This window comes from Sinomicrobium halophytocola (genome assembly GCF_052983395.1).
Genome location: NZ_JBRKIT010000040.1, coordinates 196,260 through 216,922, shown reverse-complemented (window position 1 = coordinate 216,922; position 20,663 = coordinate 196,260). Strand labels below are relative to the sequence as shown.

General features: G+C 38.2%; 21 protein-coding genes. 13 read left to right on the top strand and 8 right to left on the bottom strand.

Annotated elements, in window-relative coordinates:
- Window positions 1-20: 20 nt before the first annotated feature.
- The 7 genes from ACVBDY_RS17690 to ACVBDY_RS17660 all read right to left on the bottom strand — a co-directional run bounded on the left by ACVBDY_RS17690 (window position 21) and on the right by ACVBDY_RS17660 (window position 8,172).
- Entirely contained in the window at window positions 21-1,517 is a 1,497-nt protein-coding gene (locus tag ACVBDY_RS17690; protein WP_447176787.1) for a hypothetical protein, read from the bottom strand.
- 45 nt (window positions 1,518-1,562) lie between these two features.
- Window positions 1,563-2,444, bottom strand: coding sequence for a DUF6438 domain-containing protein (locus ACVBDY_RS17685; protein WP_447176786.1), 882 nt, complete (start codon window positions 2,442-2,444; stop codon window positions 1,563-1,565).
- Window positions 2,445-2,569: 125 nt separating this feature from the next.
- Complete coding sequence (locus ACVBDY_RS17680; RefSeq protein WP_447176785.1) at window positions 2,570-3,367, bottom strand: M48 family metallopeptidase; 798 nt, start codon at window positions 3,365-3,367, stop codon at window positions 2,570-2,572.
- 141 nt (window positions 3,368-3,508) lie between these two features.
- Window positions 3,509-4,321, bottom strand: coding sequence for a mechanosensitive ion channel family protein (locus tag ACVBDY_RS17675; RefSeq protein ID WP_447176784.1), 813 nt, complete (start codon window positions 4,319-4,321; stop codon window positions 3,509-3,511).
- Window positions 4,322-4,535: 214 nt separating this feature from the next.
- Window positions 4,536-5,093 carry a hypothetical protein gene (locus tag ACVBDY_RS17670; protein ID WP_447176783.1) on the bottom strand — a complete coding sequence of 186 codons (558 nt, stop codon included), beginning with the start codon at window positions 5,091-5,093 and terminating at the stop codon, window positions 4,536-4,538.
- A 130-nt stretch (window positions 5,094-5,223) separates the two neighbouring features.
- A complete protein-coding gene (locus tag ACVBDY_RS17665; protein WP_447176782.1) occupies window positions 5,224-5,616 on the bottom strand; it encodes a DUF1801 domain-containing protein in 393 nt (130 codons plus the stop codon).
- A 174-nt stretch (window positions 5,617-5,790) separates the two neighbouring features.
- Entirely contained in the window at window positions 5,791-8,172 is a 2,382-nt protein-coding gene (locus tag ACVBDY_RS17660) for a TonB-dependent receptor (RefSeq protein ID WP_447176781.1), read from the bottom strand.
- A 336-nt stretch (window positions 8,173-8,508) separates the two neighbouring features.
- On the opposite strand from ACVBDY_RS17660, the gene ACVBDY_RS17655 reads away from it, so the two are divergent.
- From ACVBDY_RS17655 to ACVBDY_RS17625, 7 genes are all read left to right on the top strand, one after another.
- Complete coding sequence (locus ACVBDY_RS17655) at window positions 8,509-10,008, top strand: serine hydrolase domain-containing protein (protein WP_447176780.1); 1,500 nt, start codon at window positions 8,509-8,511, stop codon at window positions 10,006-10,008.
- Between the two features lie 70 nt (window positions 10,009-10,078).
- Window positions 10,079-10,660 carry a Crp/Fnr family transcriptional regulator gene (locus ACVBDY_RS17650; RefSeq protein WP_447176779.1) on the top strand — a complete coding sequence of 194 codons (582 nt, stop codon included), beginning with the start codon at window positions 10,079-10,081 and terminating at the stop codon, window positions 10,658-10,660.
- A gap of 64 nt (window positions 10,661-10,724) precedes the next feature.
- The gene (locus ACVBDY_RS17645) at window positions 10,725-11,348 is read left to right on the top strand and encodes an FMN-dependent NADH-azoreductase (protein WP_447176778.1); all 624 of its coding nucleotides are present in this window, start codon (window positions 10,725-10,727) and stop codon (window positions 11,346-11,348) included.
- A 200-nt stretch (window positions 11,349-11,548) separates the two neighbouring features.
- Window positions 11,549-12,013, top strand: a complete 465-nt coding sequence (locus ACVBDY_RS17640) for a hypothetical protein (RefSeq protein ID WP_447176777.1) — start codon at window positions 11,549-11,551, stop codon at window positions 12,011-12,013.
- A 179-nt stretch (window positions 12,014-12,192) separates the two neighbouring features.
- The gene (locus tag ACVBDY_RS17635) at window positions 12,193-12,618 is read left to right on the top strand and encodes a DinB family protein (RefSeq protein WP_447176776.1); all 426 of its coding nucleotides are present in this window, start codon (window positions 12,193-12,195) and stop codon (window positions 12,616-12,618) included.
- A 203-nt stretch (window positions 12,619-12,821) separates the two neighbouring features.
- The gene (locus ACVBDY_RS17630) at window positions 12,822-13,292 is read left to right on the top strand and encodes a hypothetical protein (RefSeq protein ID WP_447176775.1); all 471 of its coding nucleotides are present in this window, start codon (window positions 12,822-12,824) and stop codon (window positions 13,290-13,292) included.
- A gap of 179 nt (window positions 13,293-13,471) precedes the next feature.
- Window positions 13,472-13,936 (top strand): DUF423 domain-containing protein, encoded by a 465-nt coding sequence (locus ACVBDY_RS17625; protein WP_447176774.1) that lies wholly within the window; start codon window positions 13,472-13,474, stop codon window positions 13,934-13,936.
- 150 nt (window positions 13,937-14,086) lie between these two features.
- On the opposite strand, the gene ACVBDY_RS17620 is transcribed toward ACVBDY_RS17625, so the two are convergent.
- Window positions 14,087-14,458 carry a winged helix-turn-helix transcriptional regulator gene (locus ACVBDY_RS17620; RefSeq protein WP_447176773.1) on the bottom strand — a complete coding sequence of 124 codons (372 nt, stop codon included), beginning with the start codon at window positions 14,456-14,458 and terminating at the stop codon, window positions 14,087-14,089.
- A 91-nt stretch (window positions 14,459-14,549) separates the two neighbouring features.
- On the opposite strand from ACVBDY_RS17620, the gene ACVBDY_RS17615 reads away from it, so the two are divergent.
- The 6 genes from ACVBDY_RS17615 (at window position 14,550) to ACVBDY_RS17590 (ending at window position 20,548) form a co-directional block, all read left to right on the top strand.
- Window positions 14,550-15,323, top strand: a complete 774-nt coding sequence (locus tag ACVBDY_RS17615) for an NAD(P)H-dependent oxidoreductase (RefSeq protein ID WP_447176772.1) — start codon at window positions 14,550-14,552, stop codon at window positions 15,321-15,323.
- A gap of 20 nt (window positions 15,324-15,343) precedes the next feature.
- Window positions 15,344-16,177 carry an oxidoreductase gene (locus tag ACVBDY_RS17610; RefSeq protein ID WP_447176771.1) on the top strand — a complete coding sequence of 278 codons (834 nt, stop codon included), beginning with the start codon at window positions 15,344-15,346 and terminating at the stop codon, window positions 16,175-16,177.
- 283 nt (window positions 16,178-16,460) lie between these two features.
- Complete coding sequence (locus ACVBDY_RS17605) at window positions 16,461-16,892, top strand: hypothetical protein (protein WP_447176770.1); 432 nt, start codon at window positions 16,461-16,463, stop codon at window positions 16,890-16,892.
- A 458-nt stretch (window positions 16,893-17,350) separates the two neighbouring features.
- Window positions 17,351-17,677 (top strand): hypothetical protein, encoded by a 327-nt coding sequence (locus ACVBDY_RS17600; protein WP_447176769.1) that lies wholly within the window; start codon window positions 17,351-17,353, stop codon window positions 17,675-17,677.
- A 119-nt stretch (window positions 17,678-17,796) separates the two neighbouring features.
- On the top strand, window positions 17,797-18,903 hold the full coding sequence (locus ACVBDY_RS17595) for a DNA cytosine methyltransferase (RefSeq protein ID WP_447176768.1): 1,107 nt from the start codon (window positions 17,797-17,799) through the stop codon (window positions 18,901-18,903).
- The gene (locus ACVBDY_RS17590) at window positions 18,896-20,548 is read left to right on the top strand and encodes an ATP-binding protein (protein WP_447176767.1); all 1,653 of its coding nucleotides are present in this window, start codon (window positions 18,896-18,898) and stop codon (window positions 20,546-20,548) included. Before ACVBDY_RS17595 ends, ACVBDY_RS17590 begins: the two co-directional genes overlap by 8 nt.
- Window positions 20,549-20,663 lie beyond the last annotated feature (115 nt).

Here is a 20,663-nt window from a genome sequence, read left to right as displayed (position 1 = left end):
GACTGTTTTTTTCCAAAAGGCTAAAGTATAGTTTTAGCAAGTCCGGCTTCTATGCACGACCAGAAATAATTCCAGAACGATTTGGTTTTATCTCTTTCCACTTCTTTAACATGTTCGGCAACCTGTTCTCCTTTATCTCCTTTTTTGACAAATATATTGGCCACCCAGCTTAGAAAGCCGCTTTTTTCCTTCCCGTCTTTTTTGAGCACTTCCACCGTAAAATTTTCATGGTCTATTTGAAAATCTCCGTTAGCCACATTATTGTTTCCTTCATAATTGAAATAGACTTCGTCAACAGTTCCTTCGGTCTTTACATTAAAAGCGGGAATGAAAAAGGAATTGATAGACTGTTGCGAAATGTCGAAGCCTTTACCACTGATACGGAAAACATCTTCAGGATCATTAACCCGGAATTCCCAATGTACAGACAGGGGAGATTTTCCCATGAACCGGGATTCAATATCAATTTGCGTAACCGGAAAATCTTTACGGTCCGGGTTTATGTTGGTAACGTTTTTTATGGAAGCATTTAATTGGCTGAAATAAACTTCTCCCGGATCGCGATCTTTTTTTATGAGCTCCTGGTAATTGATATTTGCATTTTTAAGTAATATGCTGTCTATATCCAGATCTATGTTCAAATCGCGGAGCATTTTACTGTAAAGCGGTTTTTCTCTAAGATCATCGGTAACGGTTTTATCCCTGTAGATGTCAAAATCAATACCCCGCAGCACTATTTCGGGGGCTTCAAATAAAGGCAGGTCCCGGTTTAATTGCAATTGGTATTGCGGAACGGACAGGGAGTCCAGTTTCAGGCTCATCAGGTCTTTTTCATACGGAATAACCTGTACATAGTTTTTCCGGGTGTATTTAGGCAGTAATTCGATTGTGTTTATTTCCATTGTGTTGTCCGTAATCTGCATGCGCCCGGCTTTTAATTCCTGCAATTCGTTTAAATCATACCACAAATCCGAAAGCTCCAGGGAAAATTCCGTATAGGTAGCCGGGATCTTTTTTTGCAATGTTTCCCGGTTCACTGTTATATTGTGTATTTCCAGGTCGTATTCGGACACTTTAAGAATCTGCGAAGTATCTTTCGCATAGGTGATACTTCCTTTTTCTACGGTGAGTCGTTTTACTTTTATTTCCTTATCTAAAGATGTTTTTTCCTGTTCCTTTTCAGTATCGGGCCTTTTGCTTATGCTAACGTTAGGACGGTCCACCAAAAGTTGCCGGACGTAAATCTCATTATGAACAAGGTAGCGCCAGTAACTGAAACCTTTTAACCGGACCTGGCCGGCATCTACCGCCTGGTGACCTTTTTGATAACTTATTTGATTGAGGGTTACGTTTCCCCGTAGCAGTGACAGGCTGAAGTTTTTGTATTGCAGATTTCCCTGGTCTACCTGCTCATTCAAAAACTGTTCTATTTTACGGTGGGCAATGGTGTTTAAAACAAAATAAGCCCCGATGGCAAGGACAAGTAAGACAAGTATGGTGATGAGTGTTTTTTTCAAGCAGGTTATCTTAAGTTAACACTAATTCAGGATTGTTTTCAATAGTTATTCACTATTCCTCGCAGGAGGTGTTGGAAAACCACTTTGCTGAAATTCCGGGAAAGCAAATTTTTTCAGGATCGTGGAATCTTGTTTTAACCGGGCTGTTTTATATGTTTCCATAAGTTTATGGAACAATATCCGGAGCGCTACGGGTTCTTTGTCAAAGCCATAAACGCTGGTTTCGTATGTTTTTTTAGCGGTCTCGATCTTTATTCTGCAGGCCTGGTCATCGGTCCACCTGGCGGTATATTCTTTTTTGAGATTGTCGAGGTCTACATTGCGGACTTCCCGTAGAATCTGTTTTAATTCCGACCTTGGGATCTTTCCGGCAAACAATCCTTCTTTTTCGGTATACCGCAGTCCGTTGAACAGTATATTTCCCGCATTGTCTATTTCCAGGTACATAGAAGGACAAACTCCAAAACACGGACCGCTGTAAAAGCCTATTCGTTTAACATCCGTATCGTTTTTGGCGGGTATTTTTTTCAGGCGTATGGTATCCGTGCTCTTCCCGGTGGCCCCTATCAGCTCCAACGCCTTTTCCGTAATGGGGGTGAGGGTAAGGTTGCTGTCGTTCAGCTCCAGTATCCTGAAATGATATTCTTCTTCACCGCCCAGTATGTTATCCCCTCTTCGTTGCATTCTTTCGGTAATAATCAGGGTGTCGGAGTGGGTAGTAAACGCGGAATATGCACCCGAAGGGTAGAGGTAGGAGCAAAGCGTATCCTGAAAAGAAAAGATATAAAACGGTTTGTTCGCGTCATTTTTAACAAAATCCGTAACCCAGTCGCCCTGAATGTTTTTTTCATAGGTTGTCTTCTTTTCCGAATATTGACAACTAAACAAGGAGATGCAAAGCACAGAGAGGGCAAAAAATTGTTTCATAACTTTCAGAGGCTTTTCTTATTGCTAAAGATAGTTTAAAAAAAAGAAATTTTTTTATTATACAACAAAAGCCCTGTGTTTAAAGGGCTTTTGTCTGATATTTATATCCAATGTTGTTAAAAATATTATTCCGGACGTTTAAATCCATCCTTTTCCGCTTTTTGTGCTGTTGCCTTTATCCGCTTCTCAGTATCGGGATGAGAAGAGAACAACTGCGATCCTTTTTTCTTTTCGCTTCCGTCGGCTTCCCCGGAATCTGCGAGTAGCTTTTCAAATGCCATAGCCATGTGCCAGGGGTTTACTTCATTATCTTTTAAAAACGTATAGCCGTAGTCGTCTGCTTTGCTCTCCTGTTTCCTGGAAAAAGCGGAATTGGCCACTGCTTCGCCGAGGCTTCCCAGTTGAGAATCGCTTAAAGTAGCTGCCGCCCCGCCCTGGGATGCCACACCGTCTTTCAGTGCGGAAGTCAGCAGGGCCGTTTTAAAGGCATCTTTGGAATCGGTATTTTTTACATGGCCTATTTCATGACCTATAACGCCTAACACTTCCTCGTCCGACATAATATCCATCAAACCCGCGCAAACCCGTACGCTACCGTCGGCACAGGCAAAAGCGTTGACGTCCTGCACCAGGTATACCTTAAAGTTCAGGTCCAGTCCGTCGTAATTGTTTAGCCCGGCAGTTAACTTTTGCAGGCGTTGTGCCAATGCATCCGTTTCCGGGGCTACGGGATTGTTCTCGTCCATCCACTGGATGTATTCTTTGGTGTAGGCAATAATTTCATCATCACTTATGGTAGCGGCTTTAACCACTTTAGAGCCCGATTCGAGCGCTTTTTTGTTCAGCTTGATCTGCGCTCCGGCAGTAAGCGACATCATGACTAATAATGCACTTGTAGTGCCAAGACGTAATAGGTTTATCATTATCTGTTTTTTTGAATTTGTACTGTACAAAATTACGCACAATATATCCATATGAAAAATCCCGGATTTCCGGGATTTTAAAAGGGTTTGGTTACAGGTATCGGTCAGCATTAACTGCAATCCGGTAAACAAATGGGTAAATTACACCTCTTTTTGTATTTCCACCTGGTGCGGATATGGAATTTCGATACCTTCGGCGTCGAAGCGGTATTTTATTTCTTCCAGCACATACCAGCGGCAATCCCAGAAATCTTCGTTTCTGGCCCAGTACCTTAACGATAGATTGATGGAACTATCGGCCAGCTCATTGACAATGACCATCGGCGCGGGGTCGCGGAGAACAGTGTCTTTGGAGTTTACAATATCGAGAAGGATGTCTTTGGCCTTTTTAATATTGGAGTCATAACCTATACCGGCAATGATATTTTCCCTTCTGATGCTTTCCGCACTATAATTTATAATGTTTTCGTTAGAAAGTTTTCCATTGGGAATAATGGCCAGCTGATTTCCGAAAGTGTTAAGGGAAGTGTTGACAATGCCTATTTCTTTTACAGTACCCGATATACCCTGTGCTTCTATAAAATCACCTACTTTAAAAGGTTTGAAGATCATAATCAGTACGCCTCCGGCAAAATTGGCCAGCGATCCCTGGAGGGCGAGCCCTATGGCCAGACCGGCAGAAGCGATAACAGCGGCAAAGGACATGGTCTGAATGCCAAGTGTCCCCATAATTATAATAATCAGGAGTATTTTCAGTCCCCAATCCAGTATGGTGGCGAGGAAACCTTGCAGGCCAAGGTCATATTTCCGTTTTTTCATGATCTTCCGGGCATATTTGACAATGCGTCGGAATACCCAAAGGCCTATAAACCATATTAAAATAGCAAGAAGTATCCTGGGCGTATATTCTATAATGAGATCTAAGCCTTTTTCAATCCATTTTTCTGTTTCCATTCCGATAATCTGATTTTTATAACTTGACATTCTGTTGTTTTACCCTGCTCTTTTTATGTATGGGACAACTTGTGTATTGATCTTCCTTGCCAAAGGTATCCAATAATTTTCAAGGCCCAAAACAATAAAAGACCCCGGAATACGGAACCTGGATTAACGTATAGGGGTGTACTCGTATTAGTATATTAGAGAAAGATATTGTAATAAATAGCTTTTAGAAGTTAGGAGGTCCGTCAATCTTGAAAGTACTGAAGAAAGATAAAATATCAGATTTGATATCATCGTTTATTTTATGCGTTGACCTGCTTGCATCTAAAAGATATCCAACAGTTCCTTCAAAATAGAACAATGTTCGGGAATACACTTTTTTGTCCGGTAATCCTATTATTATTTCCAGGTCTGCAAATTCTTTTCCGTCAATAATCTGGTCTCCTTTGTTCAACACTTCTATATCAATTTCAGAGTGTGCCTGATATTCTTTTAGTTGCTCATCTCGATACCAGGCAGGACTTAATTTTTTTCCGAAATCGTCCGTTTTTATCATAAAAATTACTCCAGATAAGGTAGTTGAGTCATTTTCTTTTGGACTCAGGACCAGGTTATTTTTACTCTTCTCAATATTAAAATTATCGGTAGGCAAGCATAACGATACATTCATTTGTTCTGCGGTAAAAGAGTTTTGACAATTCAATTGATCCGCTTGTTGTTTTTTAACCTGTTTACAGGCAGTTAGTGTTATACAAATGAGAACTATGTGAAAAAGTTGTTTCATGTTTTTAGTGTCTGACAATTTTATTCAATGACATAACCTACCGCTTGTTTGCAACGAGTGCCTGTTTACCGCCGAGATTTGTAATGTTCCTTTACCACGAATTACAAACTTTGGGAATCATTCTTCAGGTTCATTTCAGCCTTTTCAATTCGCCTTTTCGTTTTATGATGTTTTTATAGTCCCATTGTATGTCCCGGGCTTTTTCAAGCCATCGTTTCAGGTCATCGCGGTTTACCTGGCTAACATCGGTATAGCGGATGGAGGCATCTTTAAATTTTCCTGTACCCGGTTTCAGTTGTTCTTCATCGAAGCTGGCCCCGCTCCAGAAGAACAGGCGTATACACCCTTTTAATTTGCTGTATCCTGCAACAGGGTTACCCTCCAAAAACCACACGGGATGCCCGTGCCATATTTTATTTTCCGCTTCCGGAAGGTGGCGGCTGATCTCTTCATATAAAAGATCACAGATTTCCCTGTCGCCTGCTGTTTGTACATCGTGGTATGCCCGGATTTCTTTGATCATGGTATTGTTAGATTGCCTTCTTAAAAGATACCGTTCTCCAAATATACAAAAGTTTTATTCCGGGCTGGTAGACACACATACCTGGGATGCATGTTGTCAACCGGTGTTCGTTTCTGCTTTGCTCTGACTGGTATGGATAAAAAGGGGAGGACCGGAATATGCTTTTTCCGGTATCTATTTTTGCCTGTCCAGTTTAAATGCTACTTTAAGGAAGGCAAAAGTATCGTAGTCATAAGACAGGTTGTTCGAGAAATCTTCGCCCTGGCGGTTGTATTCGTATTTGGCCGTACCCAAAAGATTATAGGCCCCGAGGGTAAAGGTCCAGCGGTCGTCTGCAAATGATTTTTGTAAGGAGGCCGAGGTATTCAGGTACCCTTCGCGGTTACCCTGGGCTTCCTGCGAAGGGCTGTTATAATTCATATTATATTTCAGGATAAAGTCAGAGGGGAGGGTAAAGGTGTTGTTCCATTTAAACTCGTAGTTGAATTGTTTCCGCTCCTCATCCCGGTTGGCATAAGTTACGTGCAGTTTATAATCGAACAGGGAAATACTCATATTGGTTTCCCACCAGTCCCCGGGCTTATAGTTCCCCATAATCTCCATACCCGTACTATAGGATGTCCCTATGTTTTCCGGGGAGGAAATGAGTATGCCCTCATCGCCAGACGTACTGATGTTATTCAGCACATTAGAGATAGCGCGGTGAAAAAGCTGTATGCTCAGGTAGTTCTTGTTACTCCAATTTTGTTTGAACCCCAGTTCGTAGGCATTAATATAAGAAGGCTTTATCCCGGCGTTGCCTTCAAAGTAAGAAGTAACGCTCTCATAGCGTTGGTAGGGGGTGATCTGCCAGTAACCCGGGCGGTCTATCCGGCGCGAATAGTTGGCCACAAACTGGGTCTGCTCCGAGAAGTTGTATAACAGGTGGGCGCTGGGGAACAATTGGGTAAAATTATCATCACCGGGTATGTATACGGCAGCCCCGTCTTCGTTCCGGTAGTTATAATCGGCTTTGGTGTAAGTGTTTTCTACCCGCAGGCCCAGCTGGTATTCCCAGGAGCCGATCCCGCTTTTAAAGGTGGCGTAACCGGAATAAACGTTCCTCCGGAAATCAATGACCTGTTCCGAACGCTGACCGGAATAGGGGATGATCTTTCCACCGGCTTCGAAATAGCCGTTTTCACCACCCAGCAGCGGTATCTGGTGTACCTCTATTTCCGCACCCGTTTCCAGCGAACTTTTTTCGGAGAGGGGCAGGGTATAGTTCAGCTTGCTGTCCAGCACAAGTTCTTTGTTCTCAAAACCGTCATACCCTATACTGGAAATACTGTCTGCATATATTTTCCGGTCGGTCTGGCGCTCTGCATAAGGCGACAGGTAATAGGAAACATTGGCATAGGTACTTAATTTATGCGACTTGTCCTTGTTAAAGTAATGCTCATAGTTTACCGTACCGCCAACATAGTGGAATTTTTCGAAGCGTGCAGACCGGAGGTGGTACAGTGTTTCATTTTCCAGCGTGCCGGATTCCGTCAGGGTACCTGAGCGGACATCACCGCGGGTATTCCGGAAATTCCGCATTTTGAACGGGTTTACATGTACGGCTACATCTATATAGTCCTTTTCCGAGATGTCGTAGTTAAACCCGGCCTCCAAGTACATACGGTCGTTACCGTTCTTAAAATTCTGCGCTACACGAGTCTGGTAAGACACCCCATCGCTGATCACGGTTTGCACCTGCGTAAGGTCGTAATTAGACCACACATTATGCCCCCCGTTGGTGTTTACATACCACCCGCTTTTTTCGCCTTTTTTATCTATGGAAAAGTAGCCTTGTATACTGCCCCGGCTATTGGCATATACATTGGTATTGATGGCATAGCCCTGCATACGGTTTTTTTTCAGGATTACCTGTATGATCCCCGCCGTTCCTTCCGAAGCGTATTGTGCGGGCGGATTGGTAATGATCTCAATACGCTCTATCTGCGAAGAGGGGATCTGCCTTAGCTTTTCCACACCGTTGGCCACCGGGTGGCCGTTAATAAAAACCCGGAAAGTACCATCGCCCCGGTATTTGATATTACCTTCCACGTCTACACTTACCGAGGGGACGTTTTCCAGCAGGTCTATGGCTACGTTGGCAGCAGGGAAGGCCGCAGCATTGATAATTTGCCGGTCTACCTTGTACTGCACCGCCGGTTTGGACGATTTCACCACCACTTCCTCCAGGTTTTCTACCTGTTCTTCCAGGAAAATAGTGCCTGCATCCAGGGTGTTCCTGCTAACTTCCAGGGGTTGATTTACTTCTATATACCCCATAAAATTTACTTTTAGCGTATAACTGCCTACAGGAACCTGTTTAATGGTAAAGGCGCCCTTCTCGTCACTTATGGCGCCCAGTAACACACTGTCTTTATCCGCTGCGGAAAAAACCGATACATTGGCATAGATAACGGGAGAGTCCGTTTGCTTATCTACAATTTTACCGTGTATGGTGGTTTGGGCATGGGCGTAAAAGGCGGGTAATGCAAAGAAGAAAAACAGGTAAAATTTCATCTGTTAATATGTGTTTTTTTTATGGTCAGATGGAACGCCCTTATTATCATATCGTCCCGAAAGCTTTCAGGAGGTATCCGAAAAATCGGTTACGGGCATTTCATAGCAATTCTATTCTTTATCTTTATAGAGACAAAGAATAGTGGCTATTGTTACACCTTGATACCTGATAAATATAAAGTTTAACATTTGACAGGTAAATTTCCGACTCCACACCGCACTTCTTTCGGATATTGTTATAGGGGATTGCGCATTATACGCAATTAAAGGCAAAAACTGTAACCAATTAAAAATTTGACGGTCTTAGCTATATAAAACTATAAAACAATAGACACTATGAATCAAGTGACCAGGCCACAATTTTTAATACTTTTTTTGCTCATTTTATTTTCTTGTAAGACAAACAAAAATTCTGCATCTCAAAACATACACAAATTCCGGCAAGACCATCCTCAATTTTCCTCAACATTTGAAAACCGGCTAAAAAGTATTTTCAAAGAAAAAGAATTATTTGGCGATTTTATTTTTGCTGTAGTTGATGAGAACGGATTGGCGTATTCCTTTGCCTTTAACAGGGCGGTTTTACATGGCAAAAAATCATCCCTTGACAATAATTCCCCCATTTATATCGCATCAGGCACCAAATCATTTACGGGAACCTTACTCAAACTATTAGAACAGAAAAAGGTACTCGATTTAAACAAATCCCTTCATGATTACCTCCCGCAACTGCATTACAACGACAGTATAGATACAAAGGACATCACCATTAAAAGCCTTTTAAACCACACGCACGGAACATTTAGCACAAGAATGACATGGAAAACAGCTTTTTTGGGATATAGTGGTAAAAACGAAGAATTGATCAACGATTTAAATACCGATTTTCTTCTTGATCCATCGGGCAAATTCAGGTACTCCAATGTCGGTCCCATCATTGCCGGTATGGTTGTGGAAAACGTAACCGGAAAAACGTGGAAAACAGCAATGAAAGAGTATATTTTCACCCCTCTGAAAATGGAAAATACAAGTGCCAATGTCAGCGACTATAAACTAAGAGACATTCGTCCGTCATTTACCGTTTCCCGTGAAAAAGGAATTATTGAAAAAGGCTTTTATAAAAATGACATCACCATGCACGCGGCAGGAGGAATAATTTCAACCGTAAACGACCTTTCCAAATGGTTAAGCGCAAACATTAGAGAGGACACCATTTTACTGCATAAAAATTCCTGGTCGGCACTTCATACCTCCACCACATCCCAAGACAAAGAATATTTCTCGTATCAGCGTTCGGGTTATAGTTTAGGCTGGGACGTTGCAGAATATCAGAATGAAAAGATTTTGACGCGTTTCGGAGGTTTGGCGGGCATAAGCTTCCACATGTCATTTATGCCGGAGAAAAAAGTTGGAATCATTGCTTTTTCGAATGACAACAGGGCATATCTATTACCGCATTTAATGGCAGATTACGCTTACAACCTGGTAAACGCATTACCTACAGACCGTATTTTTGAGCAGGAAAAGCCAAAATTTGACAAAAGTTTTGAAAGTGAGGATAAAATCCCATACCCTGGAGACCAGCAAATCCTAACCGCAAGCAATACAAACAATAAAATACCGGGCACATATCAAAATACCGAAAATTGGCCGGCCATTTCCATTGTCAAAAAAGAGAATTACTACATTTTTAACTGGGGCATATTAAATGGCAGGATCTATAAGAACAAAGAAAAGGGTTACTTTAGTAATTTGGGAGTCCTGACAAGGGATTTCGAAATAACAAATGACACCCTTCAGACAGGTTCATTGATTTACAAAAAAGCGAAGAAGTAAAAACCGTACTTGCATAGGTTGGTGCCAACCCATGCAGCTACAATAACCAAAACCATTGGTAACAATTTGAATGAAAGAACTATTAATCAGATCCGTTTCAAAATACGTTAAGTTAGACACTGAAGAAGAAGAGCTATTTATAAATTTCTGGACAGAAAAAACCTTGGAAAAAGGAGATTATCTTTTAAGGAACGGGGAGATTTGCAGAGCGGACAACTTTATTGTTCAGGGCGCATTAAAAGCGTTTTATATAAATTCCGAAAACGGCAAAGAAGAAATCCTCTATTTTGGCATAGACGAATGGTGGGCAACCGATATTAAGAGTTTTCAACAACAAGTCCCTTCAATTTACAATATTCAGGCCATTGAAAAAACCGAACTCCTGCAAATCGGTTATGATTCCTTTCAGAAAATGTTGGAGCAAATCCCGAAACTTGAACGTTTCTTCAGAATTATACTGGAAAATTATCTCGGCAGCCTTCAAAAAAGGATCATTCTTAACAACGCATGGGATGCAGAACAACGTTATTTCGATTTTATGGAAAACTATCCGAAAATAGCAGACAAAGTTCCGCAATATTTAATTGCCTCTTACCTCGGGATCTCCGCTGAATTTTTAAGCCGGATTCGCAAAAAACACAAACCGTATTGAACTAGATCAATTTTTCCTGTTTTTACGATAACGAACTTTGTCCCATAATTCAAAATCAAAGGAGATGAACAAAGTACTTATCATCAATGCAAGTGTTAGAGATGAACGATCACACAGCCGAAAACTAACGCAACTTTTTGTTGAAAACTGGAAAAAGAAAAATCCGGACGACCATTTTTCTTATCGAGAAGTGGGGCGGGAGCATATTCCACCCATCGACGAAAAGTGGATTGCAAGCGCCTTCGTCAAACCGGAGGACAGAACCGCAGAAAATCAGGCGGGAGTTAAATTCAGTGACGAATTAATCAAAGAATTCAAGGAGCATAATATATATATCATCGGTACACCTATGTACAACTGGTCCATACCAAGCGGTCTGAAATCTTATATAGACCAACTCATGCGCATCAATGAAACCTGGAAATTTCGTTCAGGCAAACCCGACGGGGATTACGAGGGGCTGCTTACAGACAAAAAACTGTTTATATTATCAAGCAGGGGCGATACGGGCTATGGAGAAAACGAAAAAAACGAACATATGAATTTTCAGACCACATACTTAAAATTTGTATTTGGCATCATGGGCATAAAAAATATTACTACAATCTCATTGGACAATGAAGAATTTGGCGGGGAAATATTTGAAAACTCCAAACAGGAAATATACCGGGAGATTGAACAGATTTAATAAAAGGCCAAAGCGGAGGTGGCTTCGATACACCGGCCTGAAGGCCGTCACTCAGCCGCCTCCGCTTTGGCCTTTTAACTTCACTGCTCTCGGTCCTCTCCGAGGTCTTTACCATAGTTTTTTAAAGTTTGATCTTAAAAAATACGGAGATAGGGGATTATGTATATTTGTGTATTATGTGTAAGCTAAAAAAAAACAAAGTGATAAAAAGAATATTATTTGGAATTGTATTTTTTGTTATCGGATTTGGAACCGCAATTTTTGCAGATTCCTTTTTCCGTTATATCATTCAAGACTTATTTCAATGGACAACAAATAATGGAATTCAATTTGTAGGAAAGGATTTCTACCTTTTTGGAAACCCTATCTATTTCACAAGTTTTGGCTTTGCTTTTCTGATTTTTAGCATAGCAAATAGAAAAGAGGAAACTTTAAAAATATTTCGAAATGGCATCTTGTTAATTTTAATGTTTGGTATAGCTTTAATTGGGTTTAGCGCATTAGATGCAAATCTGAAAATTATTGAGTGTACAGCTTGTAATGATGGAATTAGACGATTAGGATATAACGAAATTAAATACGGATTGATTTTAGCGACAAGTGCAGTCATATCTGTTATTCCAAGCTTCATTAAAATAATTAAAAACATAAAAAAGCGAGGATAACCTCGTAGTCATCCTTCCTCACAGAAACCCAAACAAATCCACATTTTTTTCTGCAAGATGTGAAAACTGTAAAATTATTTAGTAAATTTCTCTGAAACTAGCAAATGGTTAATACGAACAGGCGACTCATTGAATACATAATTCAGCAGCTTCTGGAATTGCAAAATGGAAGACTCTGGATGGGTGACAATTTTGAAAAGAAAATCAACTCCATAACGGAGCAACAAGCATTCACAAAACCATCATTAACCTTGCATAGTGTTGCCGAATTAGTTGCTCATCTTACTGCATGGAGTGATGATCTAATCCTGAAAATCAGGAATGGAACGGGGCAACTCCTGGATGACGATGAGCAAAATTGGCCTGACAATGACAAACTCAAAAAACAGGGCTGGAAGGAAATAATGCAAAAATACCAAGATAGTCTCGCCCAAGTGATCGTTCTGCTAAAGGAAAAAGACGATTCTTTTTTAAACGAAAAGTATTACGATCAGGACTTCAAAGCCGAATATGACTATTCATTTGCTGTTAATGGAATGCTTCAACATAATATTTATCACTTGGGTCAGATTGGTATTATAATTAAGCTTATAAAAGAGAAATGAACACTCACCCGGTGGCTTCGATACAACGGCCTGAAGGCCGCCATTCAGCCACCTCCGTTTTGGTTTTTACAGCATAACAAAAGCAAACTATAACAGCCTGAGCAAAGGCGGCTGAGTGTTCCGGCTCAGCCGGAATGTATCGAAGCCCCGGCTTATCATATAACCCAATTTACAGGCTTCCCTACAAAATCAAATAAAACCAAATGGAAGAACAAAAACCAAAATCAATTAAAACTATCGGGCTTTTAGTGGCAATTTTTTCAGGGTTTACAATATTCAGCAATGCAACGGGGGCTTTAACCTGGGCGGTAATGGGAATAGGTGAAGACCTGAATAATCAAAATACTGAAAACGCTGGCTCAATATCATTATTATTTTCACACTACATGGAACTGTGCTTAATAATGCTCTTAATAGGAGTTGCCTTCCTGATTGGGGGGATTTTTATCCGGAAGTATAAATTATGGGCTAACCACATGGTTAGTATTTTATCCGTTCTGCTTATTTTGATAATTTGGGGACTAATGATTGCCATATCGGTATCGATAGGGCAACAAGACGGAATGGAAATATTCCGTTACGGGGCTATTTTCAGCGCAATGTTTTGGTCGGTTCCCCTTGGATTACTGATTTGGTTTTTAAATAAAAGGAAAATAAAAAAACACTTTGCATAAGCATGCAAATAGCGCATCAGCTTATTCCATTTTAAGCACTATAAGATAATTTTGTATATTTAGAATCACCTATACACCAAAACACCGTTATGAAAATTCCTGGGATTGCGCATTCTATTAAAAGAAATGGTTGATTGTGTATATTTATGCGTTGTCAAACATTTAAAAAAATAATAATTATGAAAACATGGAGTTTCCAAGCAAAAAGTAACCCTAAAGAGATTTCCGAGAAATTAAAATCCTCACTTGGGCGTGCTCACATATTTGCACTTAATGAAAATAATAAAAATTCCCTGAAATTTAGAATACGGAAACGGATTCTATTTGGATGGGACACCATCAATGCGGAAAATAAAGTTATTTTGAAGGGAAAAATATTTCAAATAAACCCTGGAAATGGCTCAAATGTAGAAATTTCTTTTACCAAACACCCTATATTGAAATTGGTAGTTTATTTTCATATTATTCTCATATTAGGTTTGTTAGCAGGGCTAATCTTCAAATCAAGTAGTACTATGTATATATTCATATTTGGGGGAATATTGTCAGCGATAGGAACTTTAATATGGCTTCATTTAGAGAAGAAATTTGATAAAAATGTTCAAGAATATAGGGCATTGATTTCTGGTATATTAGAACTTTAAAAGGATAAATGTTTGATAACACCATATAAAAAACGCTACTTTTTTGATTTTCTATCTAAACCCACCTGGTGCTCGTTTGCAACCAGCCCGCCACAAACCATATGCGCAAACCGTTAGCGGTCAGGCTACTATCGACACATATTCAGATAACTAAACAGTAACAAACTCACCTTTTTCACTAATAACTTGATTTCCCCATTCTGTTATTGCTTCTAAAATCGGGACAAAACTTTTCCCAAAATCAGTTAAGCTATAAACAACTTTAATTGGCGGTTTTCTACCGTTAACTTTCCGGGAAATTAAACCGTCCTTTTCTAATTTTTTCAACTGTAAACTTAAAGTCATTTCCGTAACAGACGGCATTTCTTTACGAAGTTCACTATATCTTTTCGGCTCATCTTTTAAATGATAAAGAATAACAGCTTTCCATTTTCCGCCAACCAAATCCATTGTTAGGCTTACCGTGCAAGGGTAGGTTTTCCCTTTCAGTTTTACAAAATCGCCAATGCATTCTGTTTTCATTTCTCAATGTTTTTAACCTATCTGATTTGATAGTTATTGCAAATGTATATTACTCAACTTAGTTTTGCAACTAAAATAATTATAGTATAACATGAAAAAAAAAATATTAATAGTGTTTGCTCATCCTGAGCAAACATCTCTTACCAGAACAATGGTAAATACGAGTATTGAAGTTCTTGAAAAAATGGGACATGAAGTAATAACTTCTGATCTTTATGCGATGAAGTGGAAAGCTGTATTTGATGAAGAAGATTTTCCAGTTAGAGCTACTAGTGAAAGACTTTCGTTTATACATGAATCAGGAAATGCATATGCTACTCAAAATCAAACTCCTGATGTTGTAACAGAACAAGAGAAATTACTAAGTGCTGATGCTGTTATTTTACAATTCCCATTATGGTGGTATAGTATGCCAGCAATTTTAAAAGGATGGATTGAGAGAGTATATGCTTTTGGATTTGCGTATGGATATAAAAATGGCACCAATGAATTTAGATTTGGCGAAGGTATTTTAAGTGGTAAGAGGGCAATTGTTTCTGTGTATACAGGTGGCCCGGAAAGTGATTACAGTCCAAGAGGTATTAATGGCCCTATCGAACAATTATTATTTCCTCTTACTCATGGTGCATTGTTTTATCCGGGAATGGAAGTATTACCAACTCATGTAATCCATAGCGCTGCCTATATAACTCCTGAAGAGGTAGAAAAAGCCAAACTAATTTGGTCTTCAAGGCTTCATAATTTATTTACTGATACACCCATTCCTTTCAGATCTCAAAATGGTGGGGATTATCCTGATAGACATGTATTAAGAGATGATATTGATCCTGAAAAGACGGGGATTAATGCCCATATTGCTCGGTAATAATAATAAATTTTTAATCAATGAGAAAAACTTGGTTTATTACAGGAATATCTAGCGGATTGGGTAAAGCTCTTGCCCAATCCGTTATTGAAAAAGGAGACTTTGTGATTGGAACATTCAGAACCCAATCACAGGTTGAAGACTTTAACAAACAACATAAAGAAAATGGCTTTGCTATTAAATTGGATATTTCAAACGAAACTGAAATTGACAAAAAAGTTGAATCCATTATTTCAAAATTTGGACGTATTGATGTTTTAGTTAACAATGCGGGGATGGGTTTTGCAGGTGCTATTGAAGAAACTTCAACCCAAGAAGTGAGACAGGTATTTGAAGTAAATTTCTTTGGTACTTTAAAACTGACACAAGCTGTTCTACCATTTATGCGTAAAGAAAAGAAAGGACACATTATTCAGATTTCATCACACGCAGGGATAAAAGCTTCTGCAGGTTTTGGCATTTATAATGCCAGTAAATTTGCCTTAGAAGGTTTTAGCGAAGCAATGGCACAAGAAGTTGCCCCTTTAGGAATAAAGGTGTCAATAGTTGAGCCAGGGCCATTCCGTACAAAGTTTGCAAATAAAGGAAAAGGACTTGAAGCAAAAAAAGTGATTTCAGACTATTCGGAAACCGCAGGAGCTTTTAGGAATAAATTAAAAGGAATTGACGGAAAACAAGAAGGCGATCCAGTAAAAGCATCCCAAGCGATTATCGACTTAGTTAATTCAGAAAATCCGACACTTCGCTTACCTCTTGGAAAGGTTGCATTAATGACAATCGGAATGAAATTGGACAGTATAAAATCGGACTTGGAAGCGAACAGAAAAACGGCTGAAAATGCTGTATATGAATAAAAAACGTGCCACAACAACGTGTATAAGCAATAGCGGTTCAGGTGCAAACTTGAACCGTTTTTGTTCCCATCTGGTGCTCGTTTGCAACGAGAACCCATTTTACCCGACATTTGTAATGTCCCTTTGATGTTGCGTTACAAACGCTTTTTACAATAGGCCCTTGTTTCCGCTGTGCTTAAACGAAAACCAGTTGTGCATCAGATTATTCCATTTTAATAGGCACCCTATAAACACTATAAGATAATTTTGTATATTTAGACCACCTATACACCAAAACACCGTTATGAAAATACCACTGCACTGTAAAAGACGATACGCAAAATTGCTGCTTATCGCTTTTATCACCACCTCCGGCACCGTACTCCTTGCCCGGCACAAAGAACCATCCCCTCCGGCAAGCTTTAAGATTATTGTTGAAAAAACAGCCAATGGCATTGCCATGCAAAGCGTGGAAGGGACCGCCTGGGGCAATCTGTCCTTTAGCCTTCGCCCCAACCAATCGCAGGCCGTTAATGCGAGTGGAATGGCCGACTTAGACGAAGCATCACCTGCAAACAACGAAGAACATGCCGGTTTTATCTTTGTCATCACCAAAACCAAAAACGGCATTGCCCTTAAAGGCGTGAAGGGAACGGCATGGAAAGCCCTGAGTTTTTCCCTGGGCAAGTACGAAAAGCGAGCCATTGACCAACAGGGCATGACGGAACTTCATTAACTCCCCAGCGAGGTTACACTTACCTACTACTAAAAACCATAAAGACAATTGCGTATTTCCGGCATAGCCCGGAATGTATTAAAGCCCCTAACTTTCCATACCAAAATAAAGGAAAACTATGTGTTTTTTTGCAATATGTGGAAAACCGTAAAGTTATTTAGTAAATTTCTCTGATATTAGATGCCACATATTTTTATGGCTTTTTTGAAAGTATAAGATTATGCAAATACTAAGGAACGATTATTATAAAAGGAAAAAAAGCAAATTACACATTGTATTTTTAAACTTAAAGTTTAAAGTAAGCATCCGAAGTAAAAATAGAATTTTATCTCCTACTTGAAAAATTTAAGATAGGTACAAAGACAAAATAAGTATAATAAATTAAATCTTAAAAGCAATCTGATAAACTAATCAATATGTTTGTATTATACCAAACATATATAAATAAGCAAATTATTATGATACATACAGATGACACCGATCCAGGATTTAGATATGAAGGCCTGGCAAGGGCTGCCTTCAATAATTGTAAAAAATATAATGATCCTTTTAAAATAGCCGCTCAAGAGATATATGGAGACTTTGTTCCTGTTCCTAACTTAGATGGGAAAAAAGCATTATCTAAGGTTTTAGTAAAGATCATAATTGATTATCCCGAAACTAAATATCAAGATGATCTTTTACAATTGGAAGAAAATATTTGGGTATCGAAAACACAAGATGATATAATTGCAATAATTGACTCTACAATTGATATATTGGGTATAATCCAAAATGGAGATTAGATTTTATTTTTTTGAGATTAGGATAATTTAAAAAAAGAGTCTTGCCCACATACTGTATATTATAGATGACAATGCCAAATATCTTTAAAGCAGTATCTTTGTTTTACAATAATGGATATATGAAAACAGAACAAAAGATTAATAAAAACGATAAAAAAAAAGGAATAAATCAACTTAAAATCTCAGGAGTTGATTTATTCTGTGGTGTGGGAGGCTTGACTCACGGTCTTATTAAATCAGGAATAAAAATACGTGCAGGGATAGATTTTGACGAAAGTTGTAAATATGCTTATGAAGCTAACAATAGGGCAAAATTTATTGGAAAGGATATTTCAAAAGTAAAGAGACAAGATATTGAAAAATATTGGAAGAAGGAAGAGATAAAAGTTTTAGTAGGTTGCGCTCCTTGTCAGCCGTTCTCAACTCACTCTAACAAAGTAAACGATGAAAGTAAGGAAAAAGGAGATAAATGGAATTTACTAAACGAATTCTTAAGACTTGTTGAAGAAACAAGTCCAAGCATAATATCAATGGAAAATGTTCCTAATCTATCCAACAAAAGTATCTTCAAAAACTTTGTTGATTGCTTAAAAGAATTTGGATATAATATTTTCTATAAAAATGTCTATTGTCCAGATTATGGAATTCCACAAAAGAGAAGAAGACTTGTATTATTAGGCTCAATGTTTGGTGAAATTTCTTTAATACCCCCTACTCATTCCTTTGAAAACTATATTACTGTCAAATCTGCAATTGGAAAATTAGAAAAAGTATCAGCAGGGGAGAAAAGCAAGAGGGATAGACTACATTTCACTACCAAACTAACAGACATTAATATTAAACGAATTAAAGCCTCAATTCCTAATGGAACTTGGGAAGATTGGCATGATGATTTAAAATTAGAATGCCATAAAAAGGCAACAGGAAAGACCTATAGGGCTGTTTATGGAAGAATGTCTTGGAATGAACCCTCGCCTACTATTACGACTCAATTTTATAACTACGGAACCGGAAGATTTGGACATCCGGAACAAGACAGAGCATTGACTATTAGAGAAGCATCAATCCTACAAACTTTTCCAACTGATTATAAATTTGTAAAAGAAGATTCAGAAGTAACATTAACAAAAATAGGAACTCATATCGGTAATGCTGTACCTGTTAAACTTGGATATGTTATTGGTAAAAGTATAAAGGAGCATTTAAAAACATGTGCCTATGAATAATTTTACTTTTAATATTTCATTAAGTGTTTTAAATCATTTAGGTAGAAACCTGTATAGAAATTTTATTACTGTTTTAGGAGAGGCAATTTCTAATTCTTGGGATGCGGATGCTAAAAACGTATGGATATATATTGATAGAGAAAAGAATTCTTTAATCATAAAAGATGATGGTATAGGTATGAATTCGGAAGATTTTCAAACAAAGTTTTTGAAAATTGGTTACTCAAAACGAAAAGATGGAATTGATAAAACCAAAGAAGATCGACCATTTATAGGTAGAAAGGGGATTGGGAAATTAGCATTGCTTTCCTGTGCTAAAAGAATTCACTTAATTTCAAAAAGAAAGGAAACGGAGTTTATTGGTGGTATAATTGATAATAGTGAATTAGATAATGCAATAAATGATGATTTAATTCCAGAACAATATCCACTTGGAAATGTGGATTTATCTTTGTTTAATTCACTCAAAACAGATTTGGAAAAGGGAACAATAATTTACTTTGAAGATATTAATGATGGAATACGGAACAGAATTGAGTATATACGCAAACTTATTGCTTTATACTTCAGGTTCTCATTAATAGATACCTCTTTTAAAATTATCTTGAATGATGATCCAATAACGCTAAATGAACTTAACGATCTTTCTCAAAGTACACAGTTTGTTTGGCAAATTAATCAACTTGATGACCCATATTTAAAAGAAAAAATATCCGCAACAAGTGAACATATAAAACAATATAAAAAGGTAAATTCTTCAATTCCAATAAGTGGGTTCATTGCATCTGTAGAAAAACCGTCCAACTTAAAAATTAAGCAAACAAATGAGACGGTGACTATTGATTTATATGTCAATGGTCGATTGAGAGAAAAAGATTTATTAAAACATATCCCGTCAACTCGAATTGTTGAAAGTTATCTTTATGGACAAATTCATTACGATAATTTGGATGGAGAAAAAGACAGATTCACAAGCAGTCGTGAAGGTGTAATTTCGGATGACCCCTTATTTCAAACATTTTTAGAAGAGCTAAAAGACAACATTTTAAAACAGATAATTGACGATTGGGATAAATGGCGTACGGAACTAAATCAAGACGGAGATTCGGAAAATACAACCAGACTTACTAAAAAAGAGCGAAAATCAAAGGAACTTTTTAATACTGTTGTTGATGAATTCGTTCCTCCAAGAGGTTCACCAAATAGAAATAAGGTTGATGATTGGGTGAAATCATTAAACGAGGATGCTCAATTTAACTTATCTTCTTATGCTGAGTGTTTTGTTTCTGAAAATTTACTTAGAAAGTATATAAAGCATAAAAATATAGATTTATCTACGAAGATAAGAAGTGAAATTGAGGAATATAGAAAAAGAGAAGAAAACGCACGAAATATAGGTAACATAAGTATTGACATACGTCAAAACAATGATGATTTGTTTTACTTATCAATGGATGATTTAGCCATAACGGCGGATAGACCGAAAGATAAAACAAAAGAGGCAGCTTTAATAAGAGATGCAAAAACTTATAAACCTATTAGGGATGCAATGGCTCATACTTCAATATTAACCTTTATAGCAAAGCAAAGTCTAAATAGTACTTACGAAAATATAAAAGCAAGAATAAAACGGTTATTAGAATAAAAATACTGTTTGCAATTTATTTTGGTTTACACACGCATATTTTCTGGAGCGGTATCAATTAAACTTTTCTTTTAAATGTTTAATTGTTGCGCAAGTCGATAAAAGACTTATTATT